The following is a 13,598-nucleotide window of genomic DNA, read 5'->3' as shown; positions in this document are numbered from 1 at the left end:
TGAAGCATGGGAGAAGCGATAGTCATAACGTCTGGGAAAGGTGGAGTCGGTAAAACGACGACTTCTGCCAATTTAGGTACTGCTCTAGCTCTTTCTGGAAAAAAAGTATGTCTTGTAGATACGGATATCGGGTTGAGAAACTTAGATGTACTGATGGGACTTGAGAATCGTATCATCTATGATCTTGTTGATGTTGCAGAAGAACGCTGCAAGCTTAAACAAGCTTTAATAAAAGATAAGCGCTTTGAGTGTTTGTACCTGCTCCCAGCAGCTCAAACAAAAGATAAATCTTCCATTACCCCTGAACAAGTGAAAAAGATCGTTCAGGAATTAAAACAAGATTATGATTATGTCATTATTGACTGTCCTGCGGGTATTGAGCAAGGCTTTAAAAATGCTATTGCTGGTGCCGATAAATCAATCGTTGTAACGAACCCCGAAACTGCTTCTATGCGTGACGCTGACCGCATTATCGGGCTCTTAGAACAAGAGGATATGGAACCACCTAAACTTATTGTGAATCGTCTGCGTAATCATCTTGCCAAGAACGGTGATATGTTAGATGTGGATGAGATCGTTTCCGTTCTTTCTATTGAACTCCTTGGAGTCGTGATAGACGATGAGAACGTGATTAAAGCTGCGAACAAAGGTGAACCTGTCGCGTTACAGCCTGATTCGAAGGCTTCAATTGCTTATCGAAATATCGCAAGAAGAATATTAGGTGAGTCTGTTCCGCTTCTATCTTTAGAAGAAGACAAAGGTTTCTTTGGGAAGATCAAAACATTATTAGGTATGAAATAAGCATCGGCTTTCGCTGATGCTTTTTTTTATTGGGTTGATGCCTCTGGAGATTTTGAAAGTGGTTGATTTCTGTTTCAGGATGCTCGCTTTCCGCGGGGCGACCGGTGAGCCACTTGCCGCTTTGCGCCTATAAGTGTCTCACCTGACCGCTTCAGTGAAGATCCTTGCTCCTGCGTCTACAAAGTAATACTACCGAAGTGAGTTTCCTCGTCGCATGCCTTGCTAGAAGCTTCTCATGTGGCAGGCACGCACCTTACACTCCAATCAACTAGTCAATGATGTTTTTTAAAACTTTTTAACACACGCTTTGTTGTTTCTGAATGTGGAAATTTGCTTTTTTGGATGCTCGTTTTTAAACCTTGAGCCATCACGTATTTAGGTCTGGAAGAAGCATCTGTGCTCCCTTGTTGTAAAACAAACCCACAAGAGAGAGCTTTCTTTTCGCATACCCTATGAGAAGCTAGAAAAACTGGTGTTGCACTATATACCGTCCATTCAAGTTGACTCAAGAAGTCTTGTTTTTTTGCAACATATGCAAGTTGATTGGAGCGGAAGGTTGCCGACTCCTATGGGACGAGCGGTCAGGTGGAGACTCCTAACGGCGCGTAGCGGCAGGAGGCTCACCGTTCGCCCCATGGAAAGCGAGCAACCTGGAGCGGAAATCAACTACTTACTAAATCATCAGAGTTCACATAAACTTTTAATTTCATGCTGAAACAAATCATCAAACCATTTACTCATATCTCCAACGGACAAGTCATAGGATGTACATATATGAGAAAAATGGAGGAACGGTTATGAAAAATAGAGCAGATGAAATCCGAAAAAAGTACGGTAATATTTCTAAGAACGGCAGTTCGAAAGAAAGTAATAGCTCGGTTACCTCATCGAGGGACGAACCGGAGAAATCTCATCCTCTATTCAACCGTCATGCTATGTTAATGCAGATCATGTTTTCTATTATCTTATTCTTAATCGTAGGGATCGCATTTAAGAATAATAATGACCATACTGTACAAGCACAAAAATTTATCAAACACGTCTATCAAGATGAGTTTCAGTTTGCCGCAGCAAAAGATTGGTATGAAGATAAATTTGGAAAACCACTAGCCTTGTTTCCAAAGGATAAGTTACAGAAAGAAAAGAAAACAGAAGAAGTCAGTGAAGTATTTGCTGTTCCCGTAGATGGTAAAGTGTACGAGACGTTCAGTACGAACGGCAAAGGGATCGTGATTGAAACGGGTAAAGAAGAAGATGTGGAAACAGCGAAAAGTGGTTATATCGTTTATGCTGGAAAGAAGGAAGACCACGGATATACGGTAATCATTCAACATTCAGATGAACAAGAATCGTGGTATGGAGATCTTAAAGAAATCGATAAGTCCATTAAACTATACAATTACGTGGAAAGCGGGACACGATTAGGAAAAGTATCACAGAGCAAGGATGGGAAGTCGGGTAAATTCTACTTTGCGATAAAAAAAGACAAGAGCTTTATTGATCCTAGTAAGGTGATCGATATTGATTAAATTAATAATCGAATTCATACGAAAAATAAAGATCAATCCCGCCTTTTGGGTTGTCATTTTTGGTGCAGTCTATACAGGGCATTTTAGGGAGATCATCGTTTGGTTTTTCGTAGTTTTAATTCATGAGATGGGTCATTTTGCTGGTGCCCGTCTTTTTAATTGGAGAGTTTCAAGAATAGATATTCTCCCGTTCGGAGGAGCTGCTGTTGTTGAAGAACATGGAACTCGTCCGTTTCATGAAGAGGTGTGGGTAGCTGTTCTTGGACCGCTGCAGCACATTTGGCTTACGGGTGTCGCCTATGTTTTAAGTCAGTCTAACATCATCTCTGCCGATGATTTTTCCTGGTTCTTTCTGCTGAACCTAACGCTTTTTCTATTTAATCTTCTTCCTATTTGGCCACTTGATGGTGGGAAAGTAATATTTGCTCTTGTCTCGAAATGGATTCCATACAGAGAAGCACAACAGAAATTTTTAATAGGGTCCGCTGTTTTCTTAGTAATAGGTGGTGCATGGCAGCTTTCATTACAGCCATCGCACTTGAACCTTTGGGTAATCTGTCTTTTCTTAGGGTTGGCTCATATTCTTGAATGGCGCAGCAGACATTATGTATTCATGCGTTTTTTACTGAACAGATTACAACAATCAAACGTTAATGATGCCCGTACGATTATCGTACCTCCAACATGGTCACTTTCAAAAGTCACTCATCATTTGGTAAAAGGAGTTACGCATTCAATCGTCATTAAAAATTTAAGTCCTACGACGATCAATGAAAAGCAACTTTTAGAAGCTTATTTTTATAATCACTCTCCTGAGTGTGCAATCGGAAAAGTTTTTCGTTAGAATAAGGGGTAGAGCAAAAAACAGGGAGATGTGAATGTAACGATGCAGCGTGTAGTTATCAATGCAATAGGAATGGAAAAACGAACAGCTTTAATGGAGAACGAAAAGCTGGTTGAATGTGCCGTTCATAGACCAACTAAAAGTCCGTTAACAGGAAACATCTATAAAGGAAAAGTACAAAAAGTATTACCGGGTATGCAAGCTGTGTTTGTAGAGATTGGAACAAGCAAGAACGGTTTTCTTCATAAAGACGATCTCCCAGCGTATCAACAGCTTTCTCGTGAAGAGCAAAAGAAAGTTTCCATCTCAAACCTGATTAAAGAAGGAGAATCCATCCTTGTTCAAGTTGTCAAAGAAGAGACAGGGGATAAAGGCGTTAAACTAACAGCACTCATCTCGTTTACGGGTCATCTGCTAGTTTATTTTCCGTTCACTCCTCACATTGGAATTTCAAAAAAAATTAAAGAATCTCAACGTACAAAGCTTCAAGAATGGGGAGATTCTATTATGGGTGATAACGAAGGATTGATTATTCGAACGGGTTGCGAAGAATTTCCTGAAGTAGAAATGAATCAAGAGCTCGAAAACCTGAGAAGGCAGTTAGAAGAAGTACAAAAAAGCTTTGATTCGAAAAAGGCACCAGCTCTTCTTGTACAACCTCATTTTTTCTACCCCCTTCTAGAGAGATGGCTCAATCAAAACGTGGAAGAAATTTTAGTGGATGACTATGATACTTATCATCAAGTCAAAGAGTATGCGGCTTCTTTTCAAAATCCTTTCAAAGTTAAGTTGTACAACGAAAAAGAACCCCTTTTTCGTAAATTAGGAATTGAAACAGATATAGAAAAAACTCTTTCACCACTCGTATGGTTAAAAAATGGGTCTTCTCTTTACTTTAATGTGACAGAAGCTCTAACTGTAATCGATGTGAATACCGGAAAATTTACTGGAAAAAAAGATCGCTCCAAGACTGTAGTTGAAACGAATAAGATCGCTGCAAAAGAAATCATGAAACAGCTTCGATTACGTAACATTGCTGGCATGATTGTCATTGATTTTATTACGATGCAATCGAATGAAGACAAAGAACAGATCAACAAAATTTTGCGAGAGGCATTAAAGAACGATCCTAATACCACGATTTTACACGGCTTTACGAAGATGGGTTTGTTTGAGATGACTCGAAAAAAAGAAAGACCCTCATTACTTGAGACTCTTGCAACAAAGTACGATCGCCATATGATGGATGGATATATCCTTCGTCCTGAAACCTTCTATTATGAGATGGAAAGAATATTAAAAGAATACACATACGAAGATGACGAGGCTTTATGGATTGAGGTGCCACGCCACTATTCTGATTGGCTGAAAAAGAATCCTGAAAAGCTGAAGTTTTTAGAGAATCAACATGGAATTTCTGTGATTGTATCTACTGGTTCGTCAAACCGGGAGATGACAGTGAGACAATCAGGGAAAATAGATGAAATAAGAAGCCGGATGTTAAAAGATTCACATTGACACAAGGGTGCCAAACATGGTATCCTTTTTTCGTTAGTGTTTGGAGCACCCGCTCCAACCGCACAGACCAGGTTTTAAGTATTTTATATACACCTGGGATGGCGAGTCTGAGTATAAGAGGAGGTGCACGTTGATGTACGCAATTATTCAAACTGGTGGTAAGCAAGTTCGAGTTGAAGAAGGTCAAGCAATCTATGTTGAAAAACTAGATGTTGAAGCTGGAGCGTCAGTAACATTCGAGGATGTATTGATGGTAGGTGGAGATAGCTTGAAAGTAGGAGCTCCTTTAGTTGAAGGTGCTACAGTTACGGCAACAGTTGAAAAACATGGCCGTGGCGAAAAAGTGGTTGTCTACAAGTTTAAGGCGAAGAAGAACTACCGTCGTAAGCAAGGACACCGTCAACCATACACAAAAGTTGTGATTGAAAAAATTAACGGGTAATTCTTATGATTCTAGTTTCTATATACAGGAACAAAGATCAAGACATACTTTCGTTTACGATGGAAGGACATGCTGATTATGCTCCACATGGCCAAGATTTGGTTTGTGCAGCAGCTACAGCGGTGTCGTTCGGTACGATCAATGCGATAGAAAAACTTTGCGGCTATGAGCCAGAAGTAACTACTCATGAAGATGGTGGTCTTCTAACGCTAAGTGTACCGAGTAATCTTGATGATTCTATACATCAGAAAACACAGTGGCTTTTGGAAGGCATGATTGTATCTCTTGCTTCGATTGAAGAAGGATACAGCGAGTATATAAAATTGACTGAACATGAAGGAGGTGCAACGAATGCTTAAATTAAACCTTCAATACTTTGCCTCTAAAAAAGGGGTAGGTAGCACAAAGAATGGTCGTGACTCACAGTCTAAGCGTCTAGGCGCTAAGCGTGCTGATGGACAATTCGTTTCTGGTGGTTCAATTCTTTACCGTCAACGTGGTACTAAGATCTATCCTGGTACAAACGTAGGTAAAGGCGGAGATGACACACTATTTGCTAAGGTAGACGGAGTTGTACGTTTCGAACGTTATGGCCGTGACCGCAAAAAGGTAAGTGTTTACCCAATCGCGCAAGAAGCGTAAGAGGGAGATGAAAACTCTAACCAGATTGGTTAGAGTTTTTTCTTTGCTTTGTGAGAGTATTAAGTACTGCGCTAAATTTGTTGGTGTAAGGTATAGCCCTATTAAAAGGAAAGGCTAGGAGTGCGATGATGTCAAACAAATGGACAACTGTCGATCTTTTGCGCCACGCCAGGCATGACTGGCTAAACCAGCTACAGCTTATTAAAGCAAACCTATCACTTGGCCGCACAGAGCGGGCAAAAGAGATTATGAATGAAGTAATTGAACTATCACGGGAAGAATCAAGAATCTCTAACCTGAAAACCCCGAATTTATCGGAGTACTTATTAACATATAATTGGTTGAAGCATCCGGTGAAATTGTATGGAAAAGTAAATGGTGAAAGCGGGGATTTTAGCTTATTTGAAGAGGAATTATTACATACGACGAAAGAAGTATGCGATGTGTTGAACAATTCCATTTCGGGTTATGATGAATACTCACTTACTGTTACTTTTGATCCTGCAGCTCTTCGAGTCTGTTATGCTTTTCAAGGAGCACTTACAGATGAGAAGGATACGTATGAAGTATTGAGAAATATTTTTTCAACACATAAAAGCATGTTACTCATCGAAAGCTATAATCAGGAAAATAAGTGTTATTTTGATATTCAGTTAACTTCCTAATGGAAGGAGGAGAATGAAATGTTTGTCGATCAGGTCAAGATTTATTTAAAAGCAGGTGACGGCGGAAACGGTATGGTTGCATTTCGCCGTGAAAAATACGTTCCAGACGGTGGTCCTGCAGGTGGTGACGGAGGAAAAGGAGCAAACGTAATTTTTGAAGTAGAAGAAGGATTACGTACGCTAATGGATTTTCGTTACAACCGTCATTTTAAAGCCCCTCGAGGTGAACATGGTATGTCTAAGGGCATGCATGGAAAAAAAGCGAACGATATGATTGTTAAAGTTCCTCCGGGCACTGTCGTGACAGATGCTAACACAGGAGAGACGATTGCTGACCTTGTGCATCATCAGCAACAAGCGATCGTCGCTAAAGGCGGTAGAGGCGGCCGTGGAAACACTCGTTTTGCTACTCCTGCAAATCCGGCTCCAGAAATTGCTGAGAACGGTGAACCAGGTGAAGAACGAGAAGTAACATTAGAATTAAAAGTCTTAGCTGACGTAGGATTAGTAGGGTTCCCAAGCGTTGGGAAATCAACTTTCTTATCCATTGTTTCAGCTGCAAAGCCGAAAATTGCCGAGTACCATTTTACAACGATCACTCCTAACTTAGGAGTTGTTGCTGTTGAAGATGGAAGAAGCTTTGTAATGGCTGACCTTCCAGGTTTGATTGAAGGTGCTCACGAAGGTATTGGACTTGGTCATCAATTCTTAAGACATATTGAACGAACACGTGTTATTCTACATGTTATCGACATGTCTGGAATGGAAGGGCGAGATCCTTATGATGATTTCGTGAAAATTAACGATGAACTTAATCAGTACAACATGCGATTGATGGAACGTCCACAGATAGTTCTAGCAAACAAAATGGACATTCCAGGTGCTGAAGAAAACCTTGAGATCTTTAAAGAAAAAGTGGGAGAAGACGTTAAAGTATTCCCGATTTCTGCGATTTCACGTCAAGGTATCAGAGAAGTACTTTTCACAACAGCAGATACTCTTGAGGTAACACCTGAGTTCCCACTGATTCATGATGATGGTGGGGAACAGCAAAGAGTTCTATACAAGCATGAAAAAGAAGATGCTGGTTTCTATATTACTCGTGACCCTGCAGGTATTTTTGTTATTAATGGTCCGAAGATTGAAAAGCTGTTCAAGATGACAGACTTTTCTCGAGAAGAGGCAACAAAGCGTTTTGCAAGACAGATGCGTACTCTTGGTGTAGACCAAGCTTTACGTGATCGTGGAGCAGAGCATGGCGATGTTGTTCGAATCCTCAAATATGAGTTTGAATTTATCGATTAAAAGTAGACAGCCTACCGTGTAGGCTGTCTTTATTTTATACAAATGTCCGTGTGAGATAGACACAGGAAGCCAATCCTATTATAATAAAGGTAAGAAAGTCACCGGAGGAAAGCCAAATGAAAAATGATCAGCAATACTATATGGTAAGAGAAGATGTTTTGTCAGAATCTATGCAAAAAGCGTTGGAAGCAAAATCTCTCTTAGAACGAGGAAAAGTAAAAACAGTAGCGGAAGCTGCAGAAAAAGTGGGTTTGAGCAGAAGTGCATTTTATAAATACCGCGATGGAATCTTTCCGTTTCATACGATGGTAAAAGAAAAGATCATTACACTTTCGCTCCACCTTGAAGACAGATCCGGTGCCCTTTCAAGCTTGTTAACAGTAGTAGCTTCGCAAGGATGTAACGTATTAACGATTAATCAGACGATTCCCTTGCAAGGGCGTGCTCATATAACATTGACGATTGAAACGAACATGCTTCAAGGAGATATGAAGGACTTGTTGAGCACTTTGAACCGGATGGAAACAGTAGAACGAGTTGAAGTAGTAGGAACTGGCGCATGAAAAAATCCCTGGCTGATACAGCTAGGGATTTTTTTGCTTATAATAAGAAGCCTTTTTCCTTTAAGGCACCACACACCTTATCAAGTTTCTCTTCAGAATCTGATGAAAGAGTGTGCATGTGGATGCCTTCTGTTAATTCACTTAGAAGGCTGGCATTTGTTTCTCTTAGGCGTTTGATCAAATCTTCAACATCCTTACGAGTTGAGAGTTTGAGTGAAGCTTTTATATCCCCATAGACAGGGTGTTCAACCGTCACATCTTCGACTGTAACTCCGTAATCTACGATTGTTAAGAGTTCGTTTGTTGTTTCTTCTGGTGGATGATTGGCAGCAATCACGCGAGAGTACTGTTTGTTTGAGTCGTTCTTTAGGTAAATATAACCTTGAGCTGTTGCCATTATCGGCTCACCGCTTGCTTTTAAAAGGGACATGTCTTGTACGATGACCTGTCTGCTAACATTCGTTTTCGAGGCGAGAATAGAACCACTAAGTGGCTTGTCAGCGCTCATTAACCAAGCTATGAGCTGCGAACGTCTCTCATCACCTTTTAATTTCTCGTTACTCATCTTGTTATTACCTCACTAACGGATCTGAATGTATTTGTTATTTCAATAAGTGCTTTGCCAAGTAAAGTGATTTCTTCAGAAGTTGTTTGATGACTGGTCGATATTCGAACTAATTCATGAGCTTCACTCTCACTTCTCCCAAGTGCAAGTAAAGTTTTAGAAGGTGCTTGTTGTCCGTTTTTGCAAGCTGAACCTGTTGAAACAGCGATTTTTAGACGATCAAGTTCTTGCATCACGATTTGACCTTCCATCCCTTTAGTACGGATTGGAATAATAAAAGGAGAGCTGTCATCATGTCCTTCAAACACTATGCTCTTATCTGTAAGTATAGACGAAATGAATTGTTTTCGCATGTCAACAGCATGTTGATAATGTTCATGCTGTAGATGAAATGCCTCTTCGGCTGCTGTAACGAAAGCTGCAATTGAGGGCAGATCAACGGTTCCTGCTCGGAATCCACGTTCATGTGTGACTTCAGAGAGAAGAGGTGCTATATGAACAGATGGCGAGATATAAACGGCACCCGTTCCTTTTGGGCCGTGTATCTTGTGAGCAGACATTGTAAAGGCATCAATATGCATAGAACGAAAATAACGATTATCCCATTTTCCGAATGATTGAACACAATCACTATGAAACAAAACATCACGTTCTTTTAATCGTTCACTGATCTCTTTAATATTCTGTACGATTCCTGTCTCACTGTTCACATGCTGAATGGTGACAAGAGTGGTATCTGGTCGAATTGAGGACAGCAGCGTATTGATCGATATCTTCCCATTTTTTTGTACGGGTATTCTTGTTATCTCATACCCATTGTTCTCTAAAAATCTAAGAACGTAATCAACAGAAGGGTGTTCGATATTTGATGAAATAATGTGTTTACCTTTATCGTTTGCTCCATGTGCTAACGAAGTAACAGCTAGAAAATTACCATCTGAACCCCCGCCTGTAAAATAGATTCCTTCACTGTCTTTTCCTAACAATTCAGCTAAAGTACGACGAGCATGTTCTAATAAATCGCGAGCTGCAAGACCACCTTCGTGAAGACTCTCCGTATTTTGAAAATACGTTTTTGAAGTTTGAACGAAAGCGCTAAGTGCAGAGTCTGACAGTGGTGTAGTTGCGGCATAATCAAGATATATCAAGGTTTCCACCTCAGTTTTAATAAAATAGTTGTATCTAGTTTAAATCTATGTAAATATAGGTGTCAAGACACGTGTAAAGTTGAGGTGTTTTGTTTTTATGAAACAGGTGGAAGCAGATGTATTGATCATCGGTGGAGGAATCGCTGGTTTGATGGCTGCTGAATATTTAAGTTCGCATAAGAATGTGATAGTTATCACAAAGTTTTCTGCAGAGAAATCAAATTCTTTCTTAGCTCAAGGCGGAATTTCTGCAGCAATAGATAAAGAAGACTCTTGGGCAGAGCATTTTTTAGATACGCTCAAGGCCGGTCATCATCATAATGATCAAGAGGCTGTCAAACAGCTTGTGAAAGAAGGTAAGAGTGTCGTTCGCACACTTACTGAGTGGGGAGTAAGCTTTGACAGACATGAGAACGGTTCTTTTATGTTGGGTAAAGAAGGCGGACATCATCGAAATCGCATCGTTCATGCTGGAGGAGATCAAACAGGTAAAAAAGTGATTGAAACTTTAATCTCACGTGTAAGAAACAAGGTGAAGATTGTTAGCCATCAGTACGCTGTTGACTTAATCATCCAAAATCATAAATGTATTGGTGTGTATGGTAAAGATGATAAAAACCAAACAACTATCTTTCAAGCCAAAACTACAATACTAGCAGGTGGAGGATATGCCGGGATCTATGGAACGACCTCTAATTCATATGGATCAGATGGGAGCGTTCTAGGCATGGCATACCGGGCTGGTGTAGAACTTTCGGACTTGGAGTTTGTTCAGTTCCATCCAACCCTTTTATCAGGAAGAGTACCAGCGGGCTTGATCACTGAAGCTGTTCGTGGTCAAGGTGGAATATTGGTCAATTCAAGTGGAGTTTCATTTATGCAAGATGTTCATCCATTAAAAGATCTAGCACCACGAGATATCGTTTCTAAGAGGCTATTTCAAGAGATTCATGAATACGGCGAGAAGGTTTACTTAGATATCTCTTCGATTAAAGGATTTAGAGATAAATTTCCTGGGGTGACCATGCTTTGTGAGAATGCTGATATCGATTTGAATAAAGGATTGATCCCAGTATCTCCTGGTGCTCATTTTACGATGGGTGGAATCGTTACAGATCTCTCGGGTAAGACCTCGTTGAGAGGGTTATATGCGATAGGAGAGTGCGCGAATACGGGTGTGCATGGTGCCAATCGGTTAGCGAGTAACTCTCTCCTTGAAGGAGCAGTTTTTGCAAAAGCAGCGGCAACTAGTATTCTTTCATCTGAGGAATTGGATAATCAATCGCTGTTCTTAAAAAGAAAGAAGATGAAGGATGAGAAAGAGATTCAGCACAAGGATCTTCTAGTAGAAGAAGATATTCAACGTCTTATGGATAAATATGCTGGAATCGTCAGAAACAAGGAAGAATTGGAGATGGCAGCAAAAACATTAGAGCTGCGCTCGTGGAAACCTGATCTGATCAAACAGCCTCTCTCTGTGATCAAGAGGTTCAATATGCAAACAATCGCATGGTTGACGGTAACAAGTTGTCTGAAGCGAGAAGAAAGCAGAGGCAGTCATTATCGAAAAGATTTTCCAACTCAAAAGAATGATTGGGACTCAAAAAAAATAACAAGGAGTTTGTGGCATGATGAATCCATTATTGCTGAAAAAACAGCTGCAGGAATTTTTAATTGAAGATATCGGATCAGGGGACTTGTCAGCGTCTCTTTTTGAAGATCATACAGAAGTGACCGCAACCATTATCGCAAAAGAAAATGGAGTAATGGCTGGTGCGCAAATTTTGTCTATCGGATATGAACTGATCGATCAGACGGTTCAAACGAGTATCTTTGTTAATGATGGAGAAAGGTTTGACAGAGGAACAGTGTTAGCTGAGATAACAGGTAGAAGACAAAGTGTCTTGTCTGGAGAAAGAGTCATACTGAACCTGTTACAACGTCTGTCTGGTATAGCGAAGTTAACTGCAAAAGCGGTGTCTTCTTGCGAAGGTGAAACTCGAATTTGTGATACAAGAAAGACGACACCGGGACTAAGGATGTTTGAAAAGTATGCGGTACGATGTGGGGGAGGATTCAACCACAGGTTCGGACTCTATGACACCATCATGCTGAAAGATAATCACTTAGCGGGATTTCCTTCTATTCGTGATGCAGTTGAAACGGCGCGTGAAAAGTGTGGACACACCGTGAAGATAGAAGTCGAAACAGAGACAGAAGAACAAGTGATTGAAGCGGTCTTAGCTGGAGCGGATATTATCATGTTTGATAACTGTAGTCCAGAAGAGATCAAACAAAGACTTACACATGTGCCTCCACATATTATAACGGAAGCTTCTGGAGGTATTACTCTAGAAGAGATAAAGGAATATAGTGAAACCGGCGTTGATTATATTTCTCTCGGTTATTTAACTCACTCTTATAAAGCGTTGGATATTAGCATGAATGTTAAAGGAGCTGTGAAACATGACGTTACTAAAAACGTTCTCTAAAACAAATACATTACCAGAAAGATATAGCAAAATGTCAGTGGAAGAGATGGTGGCAAGGGTCCATGAGATCAAGAACCTTTTAGGAAAGCGTTTGTTCCTTCCCGCTCATCATTATCAAAAAGATGAGATCGTTCAATTTGCCGATGTTACAGGTGACTCTCTACAACTTGCCAAAATTTCTGCAGAGAATAAAGATGCTGACTATATCGTTTTCTGTGGTGTCCATTTTATGGCTGAAACAGCTGACATGTTGAGCGCTGACAATCAGATAGTCATACTGCCAGATTTGAAAGCGGGTTGTTCTATGGCGGATATGGCGAATATTCATCAAACAGAAAGAGCTTGGATCGAACTTCAAAAACTCTTTGGTGATACGATCCTGCCACTTACTTATGTAAACTCAACTGCTGAGATAAAAGCATTTTGTGGGAAGAATGGCGGGGCTACTGTTACTTCTTCAAACGCTAAAGAGATGGTAAGCTGGGCTTTCGATCAAAAAGAAAGATTGCTTTTTCTTCCCGATCAGCATCTAGGGAGGAATACTGCTTACGATCTCGGGGTACCACTTGAAGATATGGCGATCTGGGATCCGATTTCGAATCAATTAATCTTTGACGGTACGAACCTTGAACAAGTCAAAGTGATTCTATGGAAAGGGCATTGTTCTGTTCATGAGAAGTTTACCGTAGATCAGATAGCAGACTTTAGAGAGAATCATTCAGAGTTTCAGATTATTGTTCATCCAGAATGTACGCATGAGGTTGTAAGAGCTAGTGATCTGAATGGATCTACTCATTTTATTATTGAGACGATCAAACATGCAGAACCAGGAACAAGCTGGGCTGTCGGAACAGAGATGAATCTTGTAAACAGATTGGCTCAACAGTTCAGTGACAAGAAGATCGTCTCATTAAATCCAAATCTCTGTCCATGCCTTACGATGAATCGTATAGATCTACCACACTTGTTATGGTCACTTAAAAATATTATAGAGGGAAAAGTAGAAAACGTAATTAAAGTAGATGAAGAAACAAAAAAATATGCAATCACAGCATTGAACCGGATGATGTAGTGTTTCTCCCCC

Annotated in this window: 15 protein-coding genes and 1 other annotated feature; of the genes, 13 read left to right on the top strand and 2 right to left on the bottom strand. The window is 40.3% G+C overall.

Annotation, left to right across the window (positions count from 1 at the left end; translation table 11 throughout):
• Window positions 1–6: 6 nt before the first annotated feature.
• The 10 genes from minD (at window position 7) to ABE65_RS14940 (ending at window position 8,309) form a co-directional block, all read left to right on the top strand.
• Complete coding sequence (gene minD / locus ABE65_RS14985; protein WP_066396533.1) at window positions 7–801, top strand: septum site-determining protein MinD; 795 nt, start codon at window positions 7–9, stop codon at window positions 799–801.
• Between the two features lie 797 nt (window positions 802–1,598).
• Window positions 1,599–2,330: a M23 family metallopeptidase gene (locus ABE65_RS14980; protein WP_066396531.1), complete on the top strand. Its 732-nt coding sequence runs from the start codon at window positions 1,599–1,601 to the stop codon at window positions 2,328–2,330.
• On the top strand, window positions 2,323–3,174 hold the full coding sequence (locus ABE65_RS14975; protein ID WP_082861457.1) for a site-2 protease family protein: 852 nt from the start codon (window positions 2,323–2,325) through the stop codon (window positions 3,172–3,174). The genes ABE65_RS14980 and ABE65_RS14975 overlap by 8 nt, the downstream gene beginning before the upstream one ends.
• A gap of 42 nt (window positions 3,175–3,216) precedes the next feature.
• Window positions 3,217–4,692: an Rne/Rng family ribonuclease gene (locus tag ABE65_RS14970; protein WP_066396528.1), complete on the top strand. Its 1,476-nt coding sequence runs from the start codon at window positions 3,217–3,219 to the stop codon at window positions 4,690–4,692.
• A gap of 46 nt (window positions 4,693–4,738) precedes the next feature.
• Window positions 4,739–4,811: a sequence feature (ribosomal protein L21 leader region), on the top strand.
• A gap of 14 nt (window positions 4,812–4,825) precedes the next feature.
• Window positions 4,826–5,134 (top strand): 50S ribosomal protein L21, encoded by a 309-nt coding sequence (gene rplU / locus ABE65_RS14965; protein ID WP_066396525.1) that lies wholly within the window; start codon window positions 4,826–4,828, stop codon window positions 5,132–5,134.
• 5 nt (window positions 5,135–5,139) lie between these two features.
• Complete coding sequence (locus tag ABE65_RS14960; RefSeq protein ID WP_066396524.1) at window positions 5,140–5,493, top strand: ribosomal-processing cysteine protease Prp; 354 nt, start codon at window positions 5,140–5,142, stop codon at window positions 5,491–5,493.
• On the top strand, window positions 5,486–5,776 hold the full coding sequence (rpmA, locus tag ABE65_RS14955; protein ID WP_066239506.1) for a 50S ribosomal protein L27: 291 nt from the start codon (window positions 5,486–5,488) through the stop codon (window positions 5,774–5,776). Before ABE65_RS14960 ends, rpmA begins: the two co-directional genes overlap by 8 nt.
• Window positions 5,777–5,904: 128 nt before the next feature.
• Window positions 5,905–6,441 carry a Spo0B domain-containing protein gene (locus tag ABE65_RS14950; RefSeq protein ID WP_066396522.1) on the top strand — a complete coding sequence of 179 codons (537 nt, stop codon included), beginning with the start codon at window positions 5,905–5,907 and terminating at the stop codon, window positions 6,439–6,441.
• Between the two features lie 18 nt (window positions 6,442–6,459).
• The gene (gene obgE, locus ABE65_RS14945; protein ID WP_066396520.1) at window positions 6,460–7,746 is read left to right on the top strand and encodes a GTPase ObgE; all 1,287 of its coding nucleotides are present in this window, start codon (window positions 6,460–6,462) and stop codon (window positions 7,744–7,746) included.
• A 116-nt stretch (window positions 7,747–7,862) separates the two neighbouring features.
• The gene (locus ABE65_RS14940) at window positions 7,863–8,309 is read left to right on the top strand and encodes an ACT domain-containing protein (RefSeq protein ID WP_066396518.1); all 447 of its coding nucleotides are present in this window, start codon (window positions 7,863–7,865) and stop codon (window positions 8,307–8,309) included.
• Between the two features lie 37 nt (window positions 8,310–8,346).
• On the opposite strand, the gene ABE65_RS14935 is transcribed toward ABE65_RS14940, so the two are convergent.
• Window positions 8,347–8,874, bottom strand: a complete 528-nt coding sequence (locus ABE65_RS14935) for a transcription repressor NadR (protein ID WP_066396515.1) — start codon at window positions 8,872–8,874, stop codon at window positions 8,347–8,349.
• Entirely contained in the window at window positions 8,871–10,022 is a 1,152-nt protein-coding gene (locus ABE65_RS14930) for an IscS subfamily cysteine desulfurase (RefSeq protein ID WP_066396514.1), read from the bottom strand. The genes ABE65_RS14935 and ABE65_RS14930 overlap by 4 nt, the downstream gene beginning before the upstream one ends.
• Window positions 10,023–10,119: 97 nt before the next feature.
• On the opposite strand from ABE65_RS14930, the gene nadB reads away from it, so the two are divergent.
• From nadB to nadA, 3 genes are read left to right on the top strand one after another with little or no spacing between them, the layout of a single operon-like run.
• On the top strand, window positions 10,120–11,700 hold the full coding sequence (nadB, locus tag ABE65_RS14925) for an L-aspartate oxidase (RefSeq protein ID WP_082861454.1): 1,581 nt from the start codon (window positions 10,120–10,122) through the stop codon (window positions 11,698–11,700).
• Entirely contained in the window at window positions 11,654–12,514 is an 861-nt protein-coding gene (gene nadC / locus ABE65_RS14920) for a carboxylating nicotinate-nucleotide diphosphorylase (RefSeq protein ID WP_066400218.1), read from the top strand. Before nadB ends, nadC begins: the two co-directional genes overlap by 47 nt.
• Window positions 12,489–13,586 (top strand): quinolinate synthase NadA, encoded by a 1,098-nt coding sequence (nadA, locus tag ABE65_RS14915; protein ID WP_066396513.1) that lies wholly within the window; start codon window positions 12,489–12,491, stop codon window positions 13,584–13,586. Before nadC ends, nadA begins: the two co-directional genes overlap by 26 nt.
• Window positions 13,587–13,598 lie beyond the last annotated feature (12 nt).

The organism is Fictibacillus phosphorivorans, assembly GCF_001629705.1.
In the GTDB taxonomy this organism is placed as follows: domain Bacteria; phylum Bacillota; class Bacilli; order Bacillales; family Fictibacillaceae; genus Fictibacillus; species Fictibacillus phosphorivorans_A.
The sequence above is the reverse complement of the archived record's forward strand: the minus strand, read 5'-3'. Positions and strand labels throughout refer to the sequence as shown.